Origin of the sequence: Ponticoccus litoralis (assembly GCF_039769985.1) — a bacterium.
Classification (GTDB): Bacteria; Pseudomonadota; Alphaproteobacteria; order Rhodobacterales; family Rhodobacteraceae; genus Ponticoccus; species Ponticoccus litoralis.
The window spans coordinates 3,446,626-3,467,575 of the sequence record NZ_JBDNCH010000002.1; the positions used below are offsets into that span (position 1 = coordinate 3,446,626).

At 66.7% G+C, this 20,950-nt stretch carries 14 protein-coding genes and 3 pseudogenes; 4 read left to right on the forward strand and 13 right to left on the reverse strand.

Going from position 1 to position 20,950, the window contains the following annotated elements; translation table 11 throughout:
• Nucleotides 1-74: 74 nt before the first annotated feature.
• From ABFB10_RS18115 to ABFB10_RS18135, 5 genes and pseudogenes are all read right to left on the reverse strand, one after another.
• Nucleotides 75-933: pseudogene (locus tag ABFB10_RS18115) on the reverse strand (ATPase).
• A 57-nt stretch (nt 934-990) separates the two neighbouring features.
• Nucleotides 991-1,891: pseudogene (locus tag ABFB10_RS18120) on the reverse strand (DMT family transporter).
• Nucleotides 1,892-2,294: 403 nt separating this feature from the next.
• Nucleotides 2,295-3,554 carry a hypothetical protein gene (locus tag ABFB10_RS18125; protein ID WP_347167559.1) on the reverse strand — a complete coding sequence of 420 codons (1,260 nt, stop codon included), beginning with the start codon at nt 3,552-3,554 and terminating at the stop codon, nt 2,295-2,297.
• Nucleotides 3,555-3,674: 120 nt separating this feature from the next.
• Nucleotides 3,675-4,559, reverse strand: coding sequence for a DMT family transporter (locus ABFB10_RS18130; protein WP_347167560.1), 885 nt, complete (start codon nt 4,557-4,559; stop codon nt 3,675-3,677).
• A gap of 494 nt (nt 4,560-5,053) precedes the next feature.
• Nucleotides 5,054-5,368, reverse strand: a complete 315-nt coding sequence (locus ABFB10_RS18135; protein ID WP_347167561.1) for a DUF1476 domain-containing protein — start codon at nt 5,366-5,368, stop codon at nt 5,054-5,056.
• A 227-nt stretch (nt 5,369-5,595) separates the two neighbouring features.
• Here ABFB10_RS18135 and purC point away from each other — a divergent pair, with 227 nt between their 5' ends.
• Nucleotides 5,596-6,357, forward strand: a complete 762-nt coding sequence (purC, locus tag ABFB10_RS18140; protein ID WP_206565919.1) for a phosphoribosylaminoimidazolesuccinocarboxamide synthase — start codon at nt 5,596-5,598, stop codon at nt 6,355-6,357.
• A 686-nt stretch (nt 6,358-7,043) separates the two neighbouring features.
• Here the strand turns inward: purC and ABFB10_RS18145 are convergent.
• The 8 genes and pseudogenes from ABFB10_RS18145 to ABFB10_RS18180 form a co-directional block, all read right to left on the reverse strand.
• Nucleotides 7,044-8,483 (reverse strand): hypothetical protein, encoded by a 1,440-nt coding sequence (locus ABFB10_RS18145; protein ID WP_347167562.1) that lies wholly within the window; start codon nt 8,481-8,483, stop codon nt 7,044-7,046.
• 145 nt (nt 8,484-8,628) lie between these two features.
• Nucleotides 8,629-10,149: a UxaA family hydrolase gene (locus tag ABFB10_RS18150; protein WP_347167563.1), complete on the reverse strand. Its 1,521-nt coding sequence runs from the start codon at nt 10,147-10,149 to the stop codon at nt 8,629-8,631.
• A gap of 3 nt (nt 10,150-10,152) precedes the next feature.
• Nucleotides 10,153-10,872 carry a ribonuclease activity regulator RraA gene (locus ABFB10_RS18155; RefSeq protein WP_347167564.1) on the reverse strand — a complete coding sequence of 240 codons (720 nt, stop codon included), beginning with the start codon at nt 10,870-10,872 and terminating at the stop codon, nt 10,153-10,155.
• A gap of 27 nt (nt 10,873-10,899) precedes the next feature.
• On the reverse strand, nt 10,900-11,802 hold the full coding sequence (locus tag ABFB10_RS18160) for a dihydrodipicolinate synthase family protein (RefSeq protein WP_347167565.1): 903 nt from the start codon (nt 11,800-11,802) through the stop codon (nt 10,900-10,902).
• 45 nt (nt 11,803-11,847) lie between these two features.
• Nucleotides 11,848-13,587, reverse strand: a complete 1,740-nt coding sequence (gene araD, locus ABFB10_RS18165; protein ID WP_347167566.1) for an L-arabinonate dehydratase — start codon at nt 13,585-13,587, stop codon at nt 11,848-11,850.
• An 87-nt stretch (nt 13,588-13,674) separates the two neighbouring features.
• Complete coding sequence (locus ABFB10_RS18170) at nt 13,675-13,797, reverse strand: dihydroxy-acid dehydratase (protein ID WP_347167567.1); 123 nt, start codon at nt 13,795-13,797, stop codon at nt 13,675-13,677.
• A 58-nt stretch (nt 13,798-13,855) separates the two neighbouring features.
• A pseudogene (locus ABFB10_RS18175) lies at nt 13,856-15,932 on the reverse strand (TRAP transporter large permease subunit).
• 118 nt (nt 15,933-16,050) lie between these two features.
• Entirely contained in the window at nt 16,051-17,082 is a 1,032-nt protein-coding gene (locus ABFB10_RS18180) for a TRAP transporter substrate-binding protein (RefSeq protein WP_347167568.1), read from the reverse strand.
• A gap of 149 nt (nt 17,083-17,231) precedes the next feature.
• Between ABFB10_RS18180 and ABFB10_RS18185 the strand changes: the two genes are divergently transcribed.
• The 3 genes from ABFB10_RS18185 (at nt 17,232) to ABFB10_RS18195 (ending at nt 20,779) form a co-directional block, all read left to right on the forward strand.
• Nucleotides 17,232-17,948: a GntR family transcriptional regulator gene (locus ABFB10_RS18185; protein ID WP_347167569.1), complete on the forward strand. Its 717-nt coding sequence runs from the start codon at nt 17,232-17,234 to the stop codon at nt 17,946-17,948.
• Between the two features lie 742 nt (nt 17,949-18,690).
• A complete protein-coding gene (locus ABFB10_RS18190; protein WP_347167570.1) occupies nt 18,691-19,098 on the forward strand; it encodes a hypothetical protein in 408 nt (135 codons plus the stop codon).
• On the forward strand, nt 19,037-20,779 hold the full coding sequence (locus tag ABFB10_RS18195) for an Ig-like domain-containing protein (RefSeq protein WP_347168059.1): 1,743 nt from the start codon (nt 19,037-19,039) through the stop codon (nt 20,777-20,779). The genes ABFB10_RS18190 and ABFB10_RS18195 overlap by 62 nt, the downstream gene beginning before the upstream one ends.
• Nucleotides 20,780-20,950 lie beyond the last annotated feature (171 nt).

The window sequence follows — 20,950 nt, forward strand, 5'->3', positions numbered from 1 at the left end:
AATTGACAGGACCGACAGATAGGCGATGGGGGGCAGAGGGGCAAGGCGCCACGGCGAGGGGCGGCGCGCGGTCCTCAGCCGGGCAGGGCCTCGGCGATCACCGCCTCGAAATCCCCGGCGTTCTGCACCCGGGCCATGTCGGCGGCCTCGACCGTGACGCCCCAGCGCGCGGCCATCTCTTCGTACAGCGGCTGGCGGTGGGCCAGCGCCTGCGCGTAGGTCCAGCGGATGAAGGCATCGGGGTCGATCTCGGCCTCGGCCAGCCCGGTCTCCGACAGGTAGCGCGCCCAGGCGGCGGCGAGGAAGTCGGGCCGGTAGGCCATGGGCTTCGGCGCCTTGTCAAAGCGGCGGATCAGCTCTGCGGTGTGGTCCTCGCTGCCGCGGATCCAGACCAGCAGCGCCTGTGAGGCCAGCTCCTTCAGGATCGGGTCCTCGGGGTTGGCCGGATCGACCCATTCGCAGATCGAGCCGCCGGTGTCGCAGACGAAATGCGGGTAGCCGTAAAGCTCCTGCGCGCGGGTGATGAAATACCCCGTATCCAGCAGCGCCTGCCGCTCGGCCCGTTCGAACTGCGACTGGCGGCGGCGGTACTCTGCCATCGACAGGCCGCCCACGGCCGGATCGCCGGGCTTGCCGAGGTAGGTCGAGACCGCGTTGAGGTTGTCGAAGCTGAGGTTAGAGCCGATGTAGATCGAGATCCGTCATCAGCAGATCGCGCAGGAAGGGCACCTGCATGGCCTGCGCCTTGGCATTGTCGGCGATGTACTCGCCCATGTAGCGGGTGCCGATGCGGTAATCGATCGAGTAGTGGAACCAGTCGCCGCTGTCGCGCAGCCGGGTCGAGACATGGGTCTTGCCCAGCCCCGACATGGCAAAGAGGACAACACGCTTTTGCGGGGCATGGCGCCAGGCGCGGGCGTCGGGATAAAGCATGGGCGTGGTCCGGAACAGATTGGCTCGGCTGGGGGATATTCTGCCCGTGCGCGCGCGTCAAACCCTCTTGGGTCGCGGCCCCGATGCCAGCACCGTCAGCCCCGCCGCCAGCAGCGCAAAGCCAAGGTAGGCGGTGGGCGCCAATGTCTCGTCCCGCACCAGCGCGCCCAGCGTGATGGCGACCGGCGGGATCAGCAGTGTCACCAGCATCAGGTTGCCGGAGCCCGCCACCGCAAGCACCCGGTAGTACAGCAGGTAGGCCAGCGCCGTGGCGACCGCGGCGTAATAGGCGATGGCGCCCCATGTGACCGCCGACAGGGCCAGCGGGGGCTGCCCCTCGGTGACCAGCACGAGGGGCAGCATGATCAGGCTCGAGGCGGTCAGCATCCCGGCAGCCGAGACCAGCGGCGGCAGGCCGCCCAGCCATTTGCGCGCCCAGACCCCGGCGAAGGCATAGGACAGCGTTCCCGCGACAACCGCCAGCTGCGCGACAGAGGTCAGGTCCAGCGCCAGCAGCTGCGCCGGGCCGATGGCGATCACGACCCCGGCAAAGCCCAGCAGTACCCCGGCGGTCTTGCGCAGCGTCAGCCGCTCGTCGGCCAGCAGAAGCGCCGCGACCAGCACCCCGAAGATCGCGCTGTTGGCATTGAGGATAGAGGTCAGCCCGGTGGGAATATGCATCTGCCCCCAGTGCCATCAGCGAGAAGGGAATGACGTTGTTCAACAGCCCCATGACCAGCAGCCCGATCAGGGGGCGCGGAGAGCGGGGCAGCGGAAGGCCGCGCAGCAGCACGATGGGCCAGAGGATCGCGGCGGCGATGGCGGTGCGGAACAGCACCGAGGTCAGCGGCGGGATCTCGTCAAGCGCGGTGCGGATGGCAAGGAAGGACCCGCCCCAGATGAGGCCGAGCAGTGCCAGTTGCGCCCATGCGCGGGCAGAGAGGGTCGGGGATGTCATGGCTCATCTCTGGCAGGCCCACGCGCAATTGACGACCCGGATTCTGCGCTTTGACACCGATCCTGCACGCCCCCTGCCGGATGGTCGCCAGCACCGCCGGTCCCGGCCTGCAGCCGCCACCGCAGGCCGCGCCGCCAGCCCCCGGTCGGATCGGCCTCCATCTTCGGACCGGCCCCATCTTCTTCTGTCCCGAAATATCCCGGGGGTCCGGGGGCAGAGCCCCCGTCCGGTCGCCATTGTCGCGCCATTGGTCCGGGAAGCGATGGTGACGGAAGAAGGTCCCGGTCCGGCTCGCCCTGCGCCGGGACGGCGACACCTCTCCTTGTCCCGGTCCTGCGCCGCCATGAAAAAACCCTCGCGGGCGGGCGGCGAGGGTTCTCTTCATTTCACCCGAAAGTGGCGATCAGAAGACCATCTCGGCCTTGAATCCGATGCCGACCGCGTGGTTGTCCTCGAAGCTGGCGGCGGGGCGCTCGGCCACGCCGGCCACGGCATCGCCCAGCCAGGAATAGTTCAGCCCGCCCGAGATCTTCAGCGCGCCGCTGCTGTACTGGCCCGCAAGCGAAACACCCCAGAGACCGTCGGTCGGCCCCAGCGGGGACACCGTGTCATTGTTGTTCTCGGGCTCGTAGCTGACGCTCATCGATCCCGCGAAGCTCTCGGAGAAGCGGCGCGCCACGCCCAGCGTGTAGCGGTGCCCGTCGTCAAGGTTCACAAGGTCGGCCCCCAGCGCCGAGGGCACGATGTCCACCGCCGAGAAGTCGGTCCAGCGGTAGGAGGCGGTCAGCAGGGTGCCTTCCATGATGCCGGTCTGGAAATCCAGGTTGAAGCTGGCCGGAGAGACGAAATCCACCGAGTCGCGCACCGTGCGGCCCAGCAGTTCTTCGGTGGTGTCGGCGCTGTGCTCGGTCTGGAAGCGGTAGGTCCCCGAGATCCGCAGCGCGATATCCGGGATCTCGTAGGCGGCGCCGATCAGGTAGGTCGGCTTGGTCGACTGGTCCATGGCGAAGGTATAGCCGCCGGTGCCCAGGAAACTGCCAGAGGTGCTCGCCACGGCGCTGCCCAGTGCGGCGGTGGTGCCCGCGCCATAGGTGCTGTCGATCGCCGTCGCCGCCGCGGCGCTGCCCGACAGCGCGGCGCCCAGCAGGGTCGAATCCAGCCCCGGCACGGTCGAGGCGACCGCCGCGGTCGAGATCGCGCCCGCGTAGCTCAGACCGTTCAGGGCAACGTCGGCCTCGATGCGTTCGACGCCGATGCCGCCGAAGATGCTGAAGCGATCGCCGAACTTGTAGCGCCCGATCACCGTCAGCGCCCGCGAGTCGAGGTCGGCCATGGTGCCGCCGAGGTTCGAGGTCGTCGGGTCGGCGTCGTAATCGACGTTGGTGCCATAGGGCTGGTCGAAGATCAGCGAGTAGTTGAAGCCGGTGCCCTTGAGCCCGTTGGTGTAGGTGATCGCGGTCTGGGTGTAGGATTCGCCCACATCGTAATCGGCGCCCCGGCTGTCCGTGCCGGTGACGCTGGGCATCACGTAGCCGAAGCTCAGGCTGGCGGTGCCGTCGGCGGCAAAGATGGACGCGACGCTTTGTCCCGAACGGTCGAGACCGGCGGCCTGGGCCTGCGATGACAGTAGGGCCAGGACGGCCCCGGCTATGAATTTGTTCATTGTTTTGTCCCTCATCCCGAGCGTGCGGAAGTCTCCTGCAACCTACGCTAGGAGACCCGAGTCTCTGCGGTCAATCTTTGACGGAACGTCAAGGGTGATGGCGCAAACGTAGCGTCACATCTAAGTGACAGCGGGGCGCGCTGCCCGCGCGCGGCGGGTCTCATAGGTGATATTGGCGTAATTGGCGCCAAAGATCAGCGCCGCCCCAAGGAAGACGTATCGGTCCAGGGGTTCTGCGTAGAGCATCATGCCAACGATGGCGATCACCGGCAGGCGGGTAAAGTCGATGGGCATCACCACGGTTGCGGGCGCGAGGCTCAGCGCGGTGGTCAGGCAGAAATGCGCCACCAGCCCGGCAAGGGCGATGATCACGACCCAGGGCAGGCTGGCAAGGCTCGGCAGCGCGATATCGCCGTCGTATCCGGCGCAGACAAGGCCGAAGCCCGCCTGCAGGACGGTCAGCCAGAACAGGATATTGGTGATCGTCGTGGTGCGCGTCAGGCGCCGGGTGAAGACCGCGGAGGCGGCAAAGCCCGCGGCGGCAAGCGCGGCGGTCAGCTGGCCGAACTGCAGCGTCTCGGGGGTGGGGCGGGTGACGATCAGGATCCCGACAAAGCCCACCGCTGCGGCGGCAAGGCGGTTGCCGGTCAGGCGCTCGCCCAGCACGAGGGGGCTCAACAGCATGACCCAGAAGGGCGAGGTGAACTCCAGCGCGAAGACCTGCGCCAACGGGATCACGGTGATCGAGTAGAACCACAGGTTCTGCCCGGCGAAATGGCCGAGGTTGCGCACCACATGGGTGCCGAAGTTGCGGGTGTCGACCTGGCCCAGCGTCCCGGCCAGCCGGGCCACGCTTACCACGATCACGATGCCGATCAGCGAACGGAAGAACATGATCTCGAAGGTGTCGAGGTCCAGGCTGACGGCGCGGCCCGCCACGGCCATGGTGGTGAAAGACGCGATGGCCCCGGTCATCCAGAGGCAGGCCTTGAGGGTGTCGTTCATGGGCAAAGCGCCTTCCAGTCTTGCGGAGGCATGTGGTCACGGGCCTGCGCGAATGGCAAGCCGGGTGCCCGGATATTGTGCACAGGCGTGCCCCGGGGTCGGGGCGCGGGATGGGCAGGGCCGGGGCGTGGGCCGGGCCGGGGCAGGCCCGCAGGGGGGGCGGGTATTGGGCCGGGGCGGGATCGGCGTGGCGGGAACCTTGGAACGGACCCGCGCTGGCGCCGGACATTCGGCGCAGGCACGCGCCGGGGGCAGGGCAAGGCGGCGCGGCTCCACCGGTGCGGTGCAGGGGGGCTGGGCGTCCGGGATGCGCGAACGGCGCGCCCCTTTCCCGGATGTCCCCGGTCGAGCGGCTGAGCCCGGCGGTTGCAGGATCGCGCGGCGGATGTCGGCGGCGCCCGGCCCAGGCTGCGGCGGGGCCGGCCCAAAGAAAAGGCGCGCCCGACAGGGGGCGCGCCATGCATTCCGAACCGAGATTCCCGAAAGGGGGCGGCTCAGCTTTCCTTCATCAGCTGGTCCTTGGCGACCAGCAGCAATTCGTCCATCTTGCCGCGGATCTCGTCGTCGGTGGCCAGATCGCCCAGATCGCCCGAGACCTTGCGCACCACGTCCTCGTGGCCCGCTTCCTCGAAATCGGACTTCACGACTTCGACAGCATAGGCATTGGCCGCATCGCCGGTCTTGCCCAGCATCTCGACCGCCCAGAGCCCGAGCAGCTTGTTCCGGCGCGCCTCGGCGCGGAACTTCATTTCCTCGTCATGGGCATACTTGTTTTCGAACGCTGTCTCGCGGTCGTCGAAGGTGGTCATCGCTCTCGCTCCCTCGGGGATGGTGTTTCCCTTTCGATATGACGCTCCGGGGGCGTTTTCGCAAGGCTTGGCGGTTTCGCTGCGGCAATCGGGGCCGGTCGGTCGCGCGCGGCACGGGCCTGCCCCGGGGGGCGCGGCGCCGTCACCCTTGCGGTGGCCCCCTGCTTGACGTAAGAGAACGCAACACCGCGCCCACAGCGCGGTTTTCCTGTTTGGAAGGGTCCGAAATGGCACGGCGTAAGAAAATCTACGAAGGCAAGGCGAAAATCCTGTACGAAGGCCCCGAACCGGGCACCATCGTGCAATATTTCAAGGACGACGCCACCGCCTTCAATGCGCAGAAGAAGGACGTGATCGAGGGCAAGGGCGTGCTGAACAACCGGCTGTCCGAGTTCTTCATGACGGGGTTGACCAACATCGGGGTGCCCACGCACTTCATCAAGCGGCTGAACATGCGAGAGCAGCTGGTGCGGGCCTGCGAGATCATCCCGCTGGAGATCATCGTGCGCAACTTCGCCGCCGGGTCGATGTCCAAGCGTCTTGGCATCGAAGAGGGCACGCCGCTGCCGCGTCCGGTCGTCGAATACTGCTACAAGGACGACAAGCTGGGCGATCCGCTGGTGACAGAGGAACATATCGCCGCCTTCGGCTGGGCCTCGCAGCAGGACATGGACGACATCGTGGCGCTGGCGCTGCGGGTCAACGACTACATGTCGGGCCTGATGTATGGCGTCGGCATCAAGCTGGTCGATTTCAAGATTGAGGTCGGGCGCGTCTACGAGGGCGATTTCCAGCGGCTTGTGGTCGCTGACGAGATCAGCCCCGACAGCTGCCGCCTGTGGGATCTGGAATCCGGCCAGAAGCTGGACAAGGATGTCTTCCGCCATGACCTCGGCAACCTCGCGGATGCCTATACGGAAGTCGCCAAGCGCCTTGGCGTGATGCCCAAGCAGGCCACCCACATGGCCAAGCCCAAGCTGATCAACTGAGGCATCGCCCCGGTCGCAGCGCGGTCGGGGCCGATGGCATCGGGATAAAAACGGGGGCGTGGCACAGGGGTGCCGCGCCCCTTTCTCTGTCCGGGGATGGCGGCAGGCGGGGGTCGACGCGGCGTCTGCCCCGGGCCGGACCGCTGCGGTAGGCCCGTCGCAGCCCGCGCCCCGGCGGCTGCAACAGCGACCCGACCATGACCGCATGCCGAAACGGCAAGCGGGCCTTGCGGGCGGTCCGTTGCTGGACGGTCATGCGGCGGCGCCGGACCACCGAGCGCGCGATCCGGCAGTCGAGGCGTCGCTTCCACCGCAGCCATCTGGCCGGGATCCATGGCCTGATCCAGCGCCAGAGCCAGCCAGGTTGCAGGAAGGCGATCATGCGGAAGACCGTCTTCCGCGCGTTGCGCCGCAGGCCTCGTGGGCGGTCATGAAGGCGGTGATCACCCAAAGCGGAGGATTGTCGGAAAACAGGATCAGCCACGGGCCCGGCGATGGGGTCAGCGTTGCCCGCAGCACGACCGGGGCCGGGATGGCCGGTGCGACGGCGCCGCGCGCATTGTACCGGCGCATCCTGCCGGAATGGCACTGCCCGACAGCGGTCCGGGCCGTTGCGATCCGCGAAGCGATGCGCCGGTGGATCGCCCGGGCCAAGCGGCAACCGGGCGAGGCAGGCCCGGGGGCCGCTAGGCACCCATGGTCAGCAGCGCGAACAGCGGCACCAGCAAGATGGCCGCGATCAGGGTGAAGTGCAGGTTCCAGCCCCATGTCAGGCGCGTGGCGGGCAGGCCCGAGGCGCGGGCGATCACCAGAACCACGGTGGCGAAGGGCGAAAAGGTCATCGACAGCGCCCAGCCGCAGGAGATCGAGAAGGCCAGCAGGGTCGGGTCGGCGGGCATCTCTGGCAGGGCGGCGAAGAACGACCCCATGAAGACCGCCATCATCGTGGGCGACAGGGCCAGCAGGCTGACAAGGGCGATGAAGAGCGGGATCGCCGACAGCAGCAGCCAGTCCGGCATGGCGCCAAGGCCCGGGAAGGCCGCGACCTCTGCCGCCGGGGTCAGCCCCGCACCCGCGCGCCCGATAAAGCCCGAGCAGGCCAGCGTGATCGCCACGTTCAGAGAGCCGGGCAGCTCCTCGACCACCAAGGTGCGCATCCGGGCCTTCAGGTCCGGCCAGAGCGTCGGAGAGCGCAGGCCGAACTGGGCGGTCAGCCATCCCGCCATCATCACGGGGCAGGCGGCGAGCACGCCGAAGACGATGGAGCCGTCGAAGACCTCGACGAAGAAAACCACCAGCAGCAGGAACCAGCCCGTCGTCGCGGCGAAGCGCAGCGCGGCGGTCCGGGGGAAGGCCATGACGGCGCGCTTGCCGCTGGGCCGGTAGGCGCGGAACCGCAGTTTGTCCTCCAGCGCCCCGACCAGCATCAGCAGCATGAAGAAGGCGAAGCCGTAACCGATCCAGGCGGTGCGTTCGACGCCCGGCATCAGCTCTGCCACGATCAGCGGCGCGAAGGCGGTGGGGGACCAGGTGACGCACCATGCAAAGCCGCGCAGCAGGGCCGACAGCTGACGCTGTTCGCGCAGCGGGTTCAGCCCGTCGTCGGCGCCCGCCCGGCGAATGCCCTGCTGGATCAGCGGCACAAGGAAGCTGACAACGCCAAGGTTGAACAGCACGGCCAGCAGAGAGGTGCCGCCGCTCAGCGCAACGTAGCGGCGGCCCGGCGGCTGGCGCGTCAGGTATTCGCCGAGGATCTCGACAGAGGGCGAGGATCGCGCCGTAGCCTGCAACAGCCCCAAGAGCAGGATGAAGGCCATCAGGAAGACCGCCTGATCCATCGCACCGGACAGGATGGTGCCGGGGTCGGGCTGGGTGACGATCACCAGAACGCTCAGCACCGCGCTGGCGCCCAGCAGGTAGATCTCGCGCAGGGTCAGCTGCCGCACGGCCAGAACCACGACCGTCAGCACAAGGCCCCAGGCGATCTGTTGAAGCAGGTCCGAGCCGCTGAACCGCGCCAGCAGTTCGAGGACCGCGACGCTCATCAGCAGGGTGGCAAGGAAGGGCCGGGGGGCCGGGGTGTGCGCCGCCGCCGGGGCGGTGGCTGGCCGGGGCGCGTCGCTCAACTGGGATGCCTGTGTGCAGGGGCCGGGTCGTGCATGTCTTGTCCTACAGGGTTTCGGGTCTGACTTGGGCTATCCGCGACAGGAATGTCCAGAGAAGAAGGCCTCCGGGGCGGCAGGGACCGCACCCCGGTTTGGCCCGGATGCCCTAGCCGGTCACGCCGATGGGCCAGGGCGCGAATTCCTCGGCGCCGACGCCCAGGGCCTCGCTCTTGGTCCGCTGGCCGGACGCCACGTCGAGGATGCTGCGAAAGATCGCGTCGCCCATCTGCTCCAGCGTGGCGGTGCCGTCGATGACGGGGCCGCAGTTGATATCCATGTCGCCCTTCATCCGGTTGTACATCGGCGTGTTCGAAGCCAGCTTGATCGTCGGCGCGGGGTAGGAGCCAAAGCAGCTTCCGCGCCCGGTGGTGAAACAGATCAGGTTGGCGCCGCCGGCGATTTGCCCGGTGGCGGCAACAGGATCGTATCCCGGTGTATCCATAAGGACCAGACCGCTGTGATCGACTTTTTCGGCGTAGCGATAGACCGCTTCGATGCCGGTCGAGCCACCCTTTTTCGCGCCGCCCAGCGCCTTTTCGACGATATTCGCAAGGCCGCCGTTCTGATTGCCCGGACCGACGACGCCCTGCATCTGCACGTCGCGTCCCTCGGTGTAGTCCAGCCACCAGCGGATGCGGTCGAGCAGGGCGCGGCCCACGCTCTCGTCCCGGGCGCGGGCGGTCAGCGTGTGTTCGATGCCGTAAAGCTCGGGTGTCTCCGACAGGATCGCCGTGCCGCCATTGCGCGCCAGCCGGTCGACGGCGCGGCCAAGCGCGGGATTGGCCGAGAGCCCGGAAAACCCGTCCGAGCCCCCGCATTGCAACCCGATCCTGATGTGTTCGGCAGAGCAGGGGCTGCGGGTGGCCCTGTTCGCCTCGGTCAGCATTTCGCGCACCATGGCGCGGCCCTGCCTGATGGTCTCCGCCGTGCCGCCCAGCGTCTGCATCCGCAGACTGCGCAGCATTGTGCCGGTTTCCAGCGCCGTCGCCTCGAAGAAGCGTTCCAGGTTGTTGCGCTCGCACCCAAGCCCCACGATCAGCGCACCGGCGATATTGGGGTGCTGGATGTAGCCCTTGAGCGTGCGCCGCAGCAGGTCGATGGGTTCGCCCGTCTGCTCCATCCCGCAACCCTGCTGGTGGATGAAGGGCACGACGCCATCGACGTTGGGGAAGTTCTCAAGCCGCTCTTCGTCGAAGTACTGCGCGATCTTGCGCGCGACGGTGGCGGAACAGTTCACCGTGATGAAGACGCCGATGACGTTGCGCGTGCCGACCCGGCCATCGGCGCGGCGATAGCCCATGAAGGTCTCGCGTTCTGCCTGCGGCAGCAGCTGGGCGGGGCGGTAGTCCTGCCCGAAGCGATAGTCCTTCTGAATCTCGTCCACCAGGACGTTATGCGTGTGCAGATAGGTGCCCGGCGCCAGATCCTCACCCGCGTAGCCGATGACGGTGGCGTATTTCAGCACCGGCTCGCCCCGGCGCAGGGCGCGCGTCGCCAGCTTGTGCCCGGCGGGGATGTCGGCGAGGGCGGTCAGGCCCTCGCTCTCGATCCGCGTCCCCTTGCGGATATCCTCTCGCGCGACCACCACAGTGTCGGCGGGGTCCAGCCGGATCACCGGAGAGGTCATGGCCTAGCGCCCGTTCTTCTGCCGCCATGCCTTGAAGCGGTCGAGGTTCTCTTCCTTCGTGGCGGGATAGAGGCCGATGATGGTCTCGCCATTCCGCACCTGCTCGATGGCGAAATCCTCGTAGGCGGTCATTTCGACGGCCTCGTCGGCGATCTCGTCGGCCATATGCGCGGGAATGACGATCACGCTGTCGTCGTCGCCCACAAGGATGTCGCCCGGAAAGACCGGGGCATCGCCGCAGCCGATGGGCTCGTTGATGGCGATGGCCTCGTTGTTGGTCAGGTTCGTCGGAGACGAGGGCCGGTTGTGATAGGCGGGCATCTCCAGCGCGCCGATGCACATGGCGTCGCGAAAGCCGCCGTCGGTGACGATGCCCTCGGCGCCGCGCATCATCAGGCGGGTGATCAGGATGTCGCCCGCGCTGGCCATCGAGGCATCGCGGCGGCTGTCCATCACCAGAACGTGGCCCTCGGGGCAGGTTTCGATGGCGTGGCGCTGCGGGTGGTCGGGGCGGCGGAATTCCGACAGCTGGTTGCGGTCCTCGCGGGCCGGGATGTAGCGCAGGGTGAAGGCGGGGCCGACCATATTGCGGCCCTTGGGCTGCACCGGGCGCACGTCCTGGATCACCTGACGCCGCAATCCGCGCTTGAAGAGCGCGGTGGCGAGGGTGGCGACAGAGACGTCGCGCAGTTTCTCGATGGTCTCGGGTTTGACGTCGGTCATGGGATCGTTCTCCGGGGTCGGGGGCGGTCAGGACAGCAGTCCGGCGCCCGTCATGAAGGCGGTCAGGCGGCGCATCTGGCTGTCGCTCAGCGGCCATGCGGCGGGCGGCCGGGCGGCGCCGCAGTCCTCACCCATCAGCTGCAGCGCGGCCTTGACGCCTGGCACGTTGGCGCCGCCCTGATCCTCGGCGCGGATGTCCTCGAAGACCTGCATCTCGGCGATCAGGGCGCGGGCCTCTTCGTAGTCGCCGCCCTCCAGCGCGGTGTTGATGGCGACCGAGCGCTCGGGCCAGACGTTGATCAGGCCCGAGGTGAAGCCCCGGGCCCCCACGGCGTAGAAGGCGGGGGCCCAGACCTCGGCCAGCCCGCCGGTCCATGTGATGTGATCGGGGCAGGCGGCCATGGCGGCCTTCAGCTTCATCGGGTTGGGCGTGGCCCATTTGACGCCGACAACGCCCTCGACCGCGCAGAGCGCGCGGATCGCATCGGTGCCGATGGCGTCGTTGCGCAGATACAGGATCAGCGGCAGCCCGTCGCCCGCCTCGCGCACCGCCTCGACGTAATGCACCAGTCCACGCGGGGCCACGAAGGGGTCGGGCGGCTGGTGGATCATCAGCGCCGAGGCTCCGGCGAGGCCCGAGGCCTCTGCCAGCGCCTGCGCGTCCCGGACGCCCCGGCCCACGCCCGCCACCATGGGCACGCGGTCGTCGATATGCGCGCCCGAGGCGTGGACCATGGCCATGGCCTCGTCCAGCGTCAGGGAATAGAACTCTCCGGTGTTGCCGTTCGCGGTCAGCACATGCACGCCCGCATCCACGGCGCGGTCGACGATGGCGCGTTGCAGGTCGGGCGCGATCTCTCCGGCCTCGTCGAAGGGGGTGGCAAGGATGCCCGATACGCCGGTCAGGGCGCGCGAGAGGTCATGTGTCATGGAAGTCTCCGAAGGTTTCCCGTGAGGCGGTCGGGTCAAGCGACATCAGTTGATTTCCGGCTCCGGCACCGGGGCGCCGAATTCGGTCCGCAGGAAGTCGAAGTCGCAGCCCTTGTCCGCCTGCTCGACATGCTTCGAGAACATGTAGCCGTAGCCCCGTTCGAAGCGCGGGTCCGGCGGGGTCCATGTTTCGCGGCGCGCGGCAAGCTCTGCCTCGGTCAGGCGGACATTCAGCACGCGGTTGGGCACGTCGATCTCGATGATGTCGCCGGTCTGGATCAGCGCCAGCGGACCGCCGACGAAGGCCTCGGGCGCGACATGCAGGATGCAGGCCCCGTAAGAGGTGCCGGACATGCGCGCATCCGACAGGCGCAGCATGTCGCGGTAGCCCTGTTTCAGCAGCGCCTTGGGCATCGGGATCATGCCCCATTCCGGCATCCCCGGCCCGCCCTGCGGCCCGGCGTTGCGCAGCACCATCACGCTGTCGGGCGTCATGGGGTAGTTTTCGTCGTTGATGATCTCTTTCAGCTGCGCATAGCTGTCGGCGACGATGGCGGGGCCTGCGTGCTTCTGGAACTCGGCGTCCATGGCGGCGGGCTTGATCACCGCACCGTCCGGGGCAAGGTTGCCCTTCAGAACCGCCAGTGACCCTTCGTGGTAGACCGGATTCGACAGGGGCCGGATCACGTCGTCGTTGTAGTTCTGCGCGCCCTCGATGTCCTCGCCAAGGCTGCGCCCGGTCACGGTTGTCACCGAAAGATCCAGCTTGTCGCCCAGTTCCTTCATCAGCGCGGGCAGGCCACCGGCGTAGAAGAAATCCTCCATCAGGTAGTCCTTGCCCGAGGGCCGCAGGTTGGCCAGCACCGGCGTCCTGTGGCCGATCTCGTCGAGGTGTTCCAGCGTCAGCGGAATGCCCGCGCGCCGCGCCATGGCGATCAGGTGGATGATGGCGTTGGTCGAACAGCCCGTGGCCATGGCGACGGTGACGGCGTTGCGGGTGGACTCCCGGGTCATGATCCTGTCGGGGGTCAGATCCTCCCAGACCATGTCGACGATGCGCCGCCCGCAGGCCGCCGACATGCGCTTGTGACCGGCATCGGGCGCCGGGATCGACGAGGCGCCGGGCAGGGTCAGGCCCCAGCCCTCGGCGATCGACATCATGGTCGAGGCGGTGCCCATGGTCATGCAGGTGCCGTAGCTGCGCGCGATGCCGCCCTGCACGCCGTCCCACTGCTCCTTGCCGATGGTGCCAGCGCGCCGCTCGTCCCAGTATTTCCAGACGTCGGTGCCGGAGCCCAGCTTTTCACCCGCGTAATTGCCGCGCAGCATCGCGCCCGCGGGCAGGAAGATGAAGGGCAGCCCCATGCTGACCGCGCCCATGACCAGCGCGGGCGTGGACTTGTCGCAGCCGCCCAGCAGCACGACCCCGTCGATGGGATGGCTGCGCAGCGTCTCTTCGACCTCGAGCGCACCCATGTTGCGGTAGAGCATCGAGGTCGGTTTCAGGAACTGCTCACTGAAGGAATGCACCGGCATCTCGACCGGCATGCCCCCGGCCTGGTAAACGCCCTTCTTCACGAACTCGGCGCGGTCGCGCAGGTGGTGGTGGCAGGGCGACAGGTCGGACCAGGTATTGATCACGGCGATCACCGGCTTGCCTTCCCAGTCGGCGCCGTCGAGGCCCATCTGCATGGCGCGGGACCGGTGGCCCATGGAGCGCAGGTCGTCCGGCGCGAACCAGCGGGCCGAGCGGAGGTCTTCGGGGCGTTTGCGGCTGTCTGTCATGGCGGCGGGTCCTGTGGGTCGGTCCTGTGGAAAGCCTGAACCGGGGCGCGCCGGGGCCCGTACGGGCCGCGCGCCGCCGGGTCGTGGTCACGAGATTGGCGAGGCGAAGGTAAACATCACCCAGATGATGACGGCAACCATGGCGAAACCCAGCAGCCAGGGCCAGACGCCGTATCCGTCGATGTCTTGTCTAGAGTCGCGTCCGATCATGTCGGTCTCCTTGGTCGGGTGGGGGTGGCCGCCACGCGGGACGCGGCGGCGGTCCGTGTCAGTTCAGCAGTTCGGGCAGGAAAAGCGCGATCTGCGGGAAGATCATCACCAGCACCAGACCGATGATCTGAAGCGCGATGAAGGGCAGGACAGAGATGAATATCTCCTGCAGGGTCACATCCTTGGGCGCCACCGACTTCAGCCAGAAGCAGGCCGGGCCGAAGGGCGGAGACAGGAAGTAGATCTGGATGTTCATGACGAAGAGGATGCCGAACCAGATCTTGGCCTGATCCTCGGTCAATCCCAGTTCCGGGGCCAGCGTCATGACCACCGGCGCAAAGACCGGCACGGTGATCAGGACGATGGCGATCCATTCCATGAAGGTGCCGAGGATCATCAGGATCAGCATCATCACCAGCACCGTCCCCATGGCCGAAAGGCCCAGGTCCAGGAAGAGCGAGCGCATGAAATCGCCGCCACCCACAAGGTTGAAGATGCCGACGAAGCTGACCGCGCCCAGCACCAGCCAGATGATCGTGCCCACGGTGGTCATGGTGCCCAGCATCGCCGCCGACAGCACCTCCCACTTGAACTGGTTGCGCACGGCGGCGACGAAGAGCGCGCCGACGCAGCCCACGGCGGCGGCTTCGGTCACGGAGGCGACCCCGCCGTAGATCGAGCCCATGACCGCGCCGATCAGGATGATGCAGAGCACCACGGCGATCAGCCGGTCCTTGGTCAGCTTGCTGTCCCGCCCGGTCATCTGCGCCACCTCTGCGGCGGTGGGGGCCAGCTTGGGGTTCAGGTTCACCCGGATCACCACGTAGCCCGCGTAGAAGACCGCCAGCATGATGCCGGGAATGGCGCCCGCCATGAACAGATCGCCGATGCCGACCTCGGCCGAGCAGGCCGTAGACGATCATGATGATCGAGGGCGGGATCAGCGTGGCCAGGGCGCCCGCGGCGCAGATCAGTCCGATGGACAGCTTGCGGTCGTAGCCCAGCCGGAACAGCTGGGGCAGGGCGACGAGGCCCAGCATGACGATCTCGCCGCCCATGACGCCGGACATGGCGGCGAGGATGACGGCGACAACCGTCGTCTGGATCGCCACGCCGCCGCGCAGGTTCCCCGCAAAGACCGACATCGCGTCGAAGAGATCCTCGGCGATGCCCGCCCGTTCGAGGATCGAGGCCATCAGCACGAAGAAGGGCACGGCCACGAGGCTGTAATGCTCCAGCAGGCCCACGGCGTTCGAGGACACAAGGAACAGCCCGCGCGGACCGAAGAAGGCCACCGCCATGATGACAGAGACGATCAGCGTGACGATGCCCAGCGGCATGCCGGTCATCATCAGCGCGATCAGCAGCACCACCATGATCAGCGAGACGGTGCCCAGCCCCATTTCGCGCATGTTCAGCGCCTTGGACGGATCCATCGCCTTGCCGATATCGCTGATGAAGCCCGAAAAGGCCTGTGCCGGCGCGAACCCGAAGACCTCGGACAGGAAGGCCGAGACGAAGTAGAGCACGAAATAGGCCGCGACCAGCTTCACGACCAGTTTCGCAGGCCCGCTGGTGACATGCCGGTGCAGGTTCACCATCAGCTGCGCGAGATACATGAAGGCGCCGATGACCATCAGCGACTTCATCATCATCGGCAGCGGAGAGTTGAAGGCAGAGCCGGATTTCTCGACCCGCTCGACACTGATATAGGCGCGGATCGGCGCGTCGGTCAGCAGCATGTACAGCGCGATGACCCCGACAACCATGGCAAAGAGATCCAGCCACCAGCGGGTGCGCGGGGTGGTGATGCCGTGGATGACGGTGATCGCGATATGGCGTTGCTTCAGCGTGACATAGCCCGCCGACAGCATCCAGGCCGCGGCGACGGTGACCATGACCGTCTCGAAGGCCCAGAAGGTCGGCGCGTTCAGCGCGTAGCGCGAGAAGACCTCGATCAGCGTGGCGATGGCCGCGACGATGTAGAAGACGGATATGGCGATGCCGGTGATATGGCTGAAATGGTCGACGGGGGTGTAGTCGCCCATGGCGATCTGCACCTCGTCGTGATCGGGATTCTGCGCTCCGATCTCGATCTCGGTCTCGTCCAGTTTGCTCTGATACTCGGTGGCCATGCCTGTCCCCCTGATGGCTCGTGCGCCCGGTCGTGCGCCAAGGCAGCCCGGCGGCGCGGGGCGCGTCCGGGTTCGAAGTACCCCGGGCCGGGGTCGGCCCGGGGGCGGTCAGGTGGCCCTAGAGGAGGCCCGCTTCCTTCATGAAGGCGATATGCGCGTCATAGACCTCTTTCGCGAGGTCGGACTGCGAGGCGAAGTCGGACCATGCCTGTTCGGCGATGGCGCGCAGCGCGTCGCGCTCTTCCTGCGGCCAGTCGATGACCTCGATCTCTCCGGCGGCCTTGTCGCGGGCGACAAGCTGGCGGTCGAGGCGGTCGAAGTGCTGGCGCAGCCCGTTGTAGGCGGCCAGATACCATGTTTCGAGCGCGATCTGGTTGGCCTCGCCGATCTCTTCCCATGCCGCGTCGGACAGGGTGAATTGCAGGATCGGGGTCGAGTGGATGCCCGGGAAGATCGGGTATTTGGCGACCTTGTGCATGCCATTGGCGTCGTTGTTGGCATAGGCCGAGTTGTCGGCGGCGTCGATCACGCCCTTTTCCAGCGCGCCGTAGGTTTCCGAGCCGGACATCGACACGGGCGCCGCGCCCGCGCGCTTGAAGACGTCGGCAGCCAGGCCCTCGGGCGAGCGGATCTTGAGGCCTTCGAGGTCGGCGACACCGCGCACGGGCACCTTGGACACGAAGGCCTCGCGCGCATAGGCGCCGCAGCCGACGACATGGACGCCCTCGAAGTGCTCGTCGTACAGCTTTTGCAGGATCTCCTTGCCGCCGCCCTGCGCGCAGAAGGCCTGGATCTGGTCGGCGCTGTCATAGCCCGCGATCAGGTCGCCCATCAGCGCGAAGGCCGGGTCGATGCCGGCGAAATAGTTGATCGAGGTCAGGTCGCCGTCGAGGATGCCCACGGCGATTGCCTCGGCGGTTTCGCGGCGCGGCACGACGGCATCGATGGGCAGCAGTTCGACCGTGATGGCGCCGTTGGTCATGGCCTCGAGCTTGGGTACCCACTCTTCGTTCAGATAGGCGAGCGAGGCGTGGCTGGCGTTCGAAGAGGTCTGGATCTTCAGCACGCGGTCCGCTGCATCCGCCTGCGAGCCGGTGATTCCGGCTGCGAGAGCCAGGGCAGACGCGGCTGCCATCATCTTGAAAGTCATTAAGTTTCCTCCCTTGAAATGTCCCGATGGGCAGGGGCGTCATCCTCCAAGACGCGACCCTGCAATAACTAATATATTAGTTGAATAATCCGATCAATCCTGTTCTCCTTGCGTTAACCATTTGCCTGTGTTCTCAGCGGTCGAACGCCATGATCCAACGCCATTCCTCTCAGGGCCTGCTGGCCGACCGGGCCTCTCGTTCGGCCCCCGAGGCCGTCTACGAGGATCTGCGCGCGCGCATCCTGCACTTCGACCTTGCGCCGGACCGGGTGCTGAGCCGGGCCGACTTGGCGGCGGAATACGGCGTCAGCCTGACCCCGATCCGCGAGGCGCTTCAGGCGCTGGAGCAGGACGGGCTGGTGCGCATCCGCCCGCAATCCGGCACCGTGGTCACGCGCATCGACCAGTCAGAGCTGGAGCAGGCGCATTTCCTGCGCGTCGCGGCGGAAACCGAGGTGGTCCGCCGCCTGGCCGAAGACCCGGACCCGGCCCTGTTGCGCCGCGCGCGAAGCCTGTTGTCCCTGCAAGAGGTCCTGGTGGGCGACATCGAACAGATGGACATGTTCTCGGAACTCGACCGCAGCTTTCACCGCACGCTCTTCGAGGCGGCGGGGGTCGAGAAGATCTACCACATGGTTGCCCGGCACATGGGCCACCTGATGCGCTGCCAGCGGCTGGAGCTGCCCGAGGGCGGCAAGATGCAAAGCATCGTCGCCGCGCACCGGGCCGTGGTCGAGGCCATCGCCGCGGGGGATTGCGACGCCGCCACGGCAGCCATGCGCAGCCATCTGGCGGGAACCATCACCCGGCTCGAACACCTGCGCGACGCTTTCCCGGCCTGCTTCACGGAGACCGGCGAGGCCTGATCCGGCGCCGCGCCATGGCCCGCGAACGGGCGGCGATGCGGCGCTCGGCGTGCCCCTATCCGCAGCAAATCGAATCGAATGATTCGCGACTTGTTTACCTTTGCGGGCGGCCGTCCAGGCCAATTCCCGTCATGCGTGTTCATTGGTGCCGCGCGCGGAACAAATTGCCCGGATATGCGGCGGGATCGGGGCGGACCGAAGGGCGATTGACCGCCCCAGGGGATTGTTGCGGCAACCATGACAGTGGCGACCGGGTGTTCGGCAATGCTGGCCGCGCCACAGGCGGAAACCGGGAAAGGCAAAGCGTTTACAGGTTTCTAGTGTTTCTCCGCCCGGGACAATGAAGCCGGATCGATCCGCAAGCCGGGCTGGTTTTCGTTCGGCTCGCGTGGAAAAGCGGCGCTTGGCAACCTGGTTCTCGGAATTTCCCCCTTCCCAGTTGATCCATTCGCCGTATTAATAGGCACAAGCCCGACTGGGGGGTGAAGACTGCTGGCCACGGGGGCGGCTCGCTGAACAGCTCGCATCGCGAAAGGATGCGAAGTGAAGCGAGGGCGATGTAACGCCCGTTGCCGCGACGGCGATCTACGTCCACGCAAGAAAAAACGTGGGCCGGGGAACGTGATCACTTCGCAATTCATCAGCCAAGGCGGGCGCGTGACGAAACGGGCTATGCGCGGGCATTGTTGCCGCGCCTGGCGGAACGGGCATACCCCGTTTTGAGGAGTAAAAGGGTCGTAAGATGGCTGATTTGACTTTGAATTGGGGCGCGTTGGGGCCTTTTGGCACGCAGGTCACGGACACCGGGGGCATTTCTGCCACCGTCGATACCGGGGGCGTTGCCGTAGATATCACATACAACGAACTGGCTCCGGGTACGCAGGCCTTCACCTTCAGCGCGGACGGTTACGTTGCCGCCGGTGAGGGCATCAACCCGAACTCGCACCTCAAGCTGTTCGGTGACAATACGCTGGGGGCAAGCGACACCTCGACGGTCAGCTTCGACTTCCGGTCGACCAGCACCGGTCTTTATACCGACAGCGTGCAGGATCTGACCTTCCGGCTGAACGACGTCGACGCCGGTGCCGATGGGGACCGGGCCGCTGGCGGCACCGGGTTCCGAGGATATCGTCACGGTCACGGCCTATGACGCGAAGGGCAACGAGGTGCCCGTGACCCTGACTCCGGCCAGCGCCGTATCGGTCGCCGGGGATACGGCCACCGGCACCATCGAGGGCGATTACGACGCGGACACCGGCTCTGTGCTGGTGTCGATCCCGGGCCCTGTGACCCGTATCGAGATCGCCTATGCCAATGGCGATGCCTCGGCGCAGGCCCTGCTTGTGTCCGACGTGCTCTTTTCCACCGTCGACGTTGACGATGTGAACAAGCCGCCGATCGCCGTCAACGACTCGGTGTCCATCGATATGGATACCGCCGCGACGCTTTATGTGCTGGGCAACGACGTCGATCCGAATGGCGATGTGCTGACCATCACCGGCAACACCGACCCGGCCAATGGCAGTGCCGTTCAGAATGCGGATGGCTCTTTCACCTACACGCCGAACGCCGGTTTCACCGGGGTCGACGTGTTTACCTATACCATCACCGACGGCGAGTTCAGCTCGACCGCCGAGGTGCGTATCGTGGTGGGCATGGCGGACGACGAGCTGCCTCCGGTCGCCGTCGACGATACGGCCTCCACCGTCGAGGGTACGCCCGTATCGCTGGATCCGATCGCGAACGACACGGACCCGGAAGGCGAACCGCTGAGCCTGGACAGCGTTGGCCCGGCAACCAACGGCACTGTCACCATCAATGCGGACGGCACCGTGACCTACACGCCGAACGCTGGCTTCACCGGCACCGACAGCTTCACCTATGAAGTCGTCGATCCGACCGGCCTTGGCGATACCGGCACCGTGACCGTGACCGTCGGCACGGAACCGCCGCCGCCGCCGCCCTCGAACGACCCGCCGGTCGCCGTCGATGACGAGCTGACCACCGACCCCGACACGGTCGTCACGCTGGATCCGGCTGCCAATGATACCGATCCGGACGGCGACGACCTGACCACCTCTTCGGTCGGGACGCCCTCTGAAGGCACCGCGACCCTGAACCCCGACGGCACCGTGACCTACACGCCGCCGCCCGGCTTCACCGGCACCGTGACGATTCCCTATACCGTTACCGACGGCTCTCTGACCGACGAGGGTCTGATCACCATCGAGGTCGAGGAAATCGTGCCTTGCTTCACCCCCGGCACCCTGATCGCCACGCCCCGCGGCGAGCGTCTGGTCGAGGATCTGGAGGTCGGCGACCGCGTGATCACCCGCGACAACGGCATCCAGGAAATCAAGTGGGTGGGCCGCAAGGACCTGACGGGCTTCGATCTGGCCCGCAAGCCGCAGTTCAAGCCGATCCTGATCCAGCAGGGCGCGCTGGGGAACAACCTGCCCGAGCATGACATGCTGGTTTCTCCGAACCACCGCGTGCTGGTGGCCAACGACAAGACGACGCTCTATTTCGAAGAGCGCGAAGTCCTTGTGGCCGCCAAGCACCTGACCGGTCTGGACGGGGTCGACGAGGTCGAGGCCAACGGCGTGTCCTACATCCACGTGATGTTCGACCAGCACGAGGTCATCCTGTCGAACGGCGCCTGGACCGAAAGCTTCCAGCCCGGCGACTACAGTCTCAAGGGCATCGGAAACGCGCAGCGCGAAGAGATCCTCGAACTCTTCCCCGAGTTGGAGCATGCCGAGGGTCTGAAGGCCTACGGCTCTGCCCGCCGCTCGCTGAAAAAGCACGAGGCCGCGCTTCTGACGAAGTAACCGGCGCGCCGGAACGGAATATGCAGCCCGTTCCGGCGACGCGGTCGACCCTTCGCGCGCAGGAACGGAACACAGTGAAACGGGGCGGCGATGATCGCCCCGTTTCAATTTTAGGGACTCGGCGGTGGCCCGTTAATCGAAGCGCAAAGCAGCTGGCGCATGGTGGCAATG

Bases quoted from the DNA above. Each gene is read 5' to 3' on its own strand.
- ABFB10_RS18125 (WP_347167559.1), bottom strand. From the start codon at position 3,554: ATGAACAAATTCATAGCCGGGGCCGTCCTGGCCCTACTGTCATCGCAG.
- ABFB10_RS18130 (WP_347167560.1), bottom strand. From the start codon at position 4,559: ATGAACGACACCCTCAAGGCCTGCCTCTGGATGACCGGGGCCATCGCG.
- ABFB10_RS18135 (WP_347167561.1), bottom strand. From the start codon at position 5,368: ATGACCACCTTCGACGACCGCGAGACAGCGTTCGAAAACAAGTATGCC.
- purC (WP_206565919.1), top strand. From the start codon at position 5,596: ATGGCACGGCGTAAGAAAATCTACGAAGGCAAGGCGAAAATCCTGTAC.
- ABFB10_RS18150 (WP_347167563.1), bottom strand. From the start codon at position 10,149: ATGACCTCTCCGGTGATCCGGCTGGACCCCGCCGACACTGTGGTGGTC.
- ABFB10_RS18155 (WP_347167564.1), bottom strand. From the start codon at position 10,872: ATGACCGACGTCAAACCCGAGACCATCGAGAAACTGCGCGACGTCTCT.
- ABFB10_RS18160 (WP_347167565.1), bottom strand. From the start codon at position 11,802: ATGACACATGACCTCTCGCGCGCCCTGACCGGCGTATCGGGCATCCTT.
- araD (WP_347167566.1), bottom strand. From the start codon at position 13,587: ATGACAGACAGCCGCAAACGCCCCGAAGACCTCCGCTCGGCCCGCTGG.
- ABFB10_RS18170 (WP_347167567.1), bottom strand. From the start codon at position 13,797: ATGATCGGACGCGACTCTAGACAAGACATCGACGGATACGGCGTCTGG.
- ABFB10_RS18180 (WP_347167568.1), bottom strand. From the start codon at position 17,082: ATGACTTTCAAGATGATGGCAGCCGCGTCTGCCCTGGCTCTCGCAGCC.
- ABFB10_RS18185 (WP_347167569.1), top strand. From the start codon at position 17,232: ATGATCCAACGCCATTCCTCTCAGGGCCTGCTGGCCGACCGGGCCTCT.
- ABFB10_RS18190 (WP_347167570.1), top strand. From the start codon at position 18,691: ATGGCTGATTTGACTTTGAATTGGGGCGCGTTGGGGCCTTTTGGCACG.
- ABFB10_RS18195 (WP_347168059.1), top strand. From the start codon at position 19,037: ATGGGGACCGGGCCGCTGGCGGCACCGGGTTCCGAGGATATCGTCACG.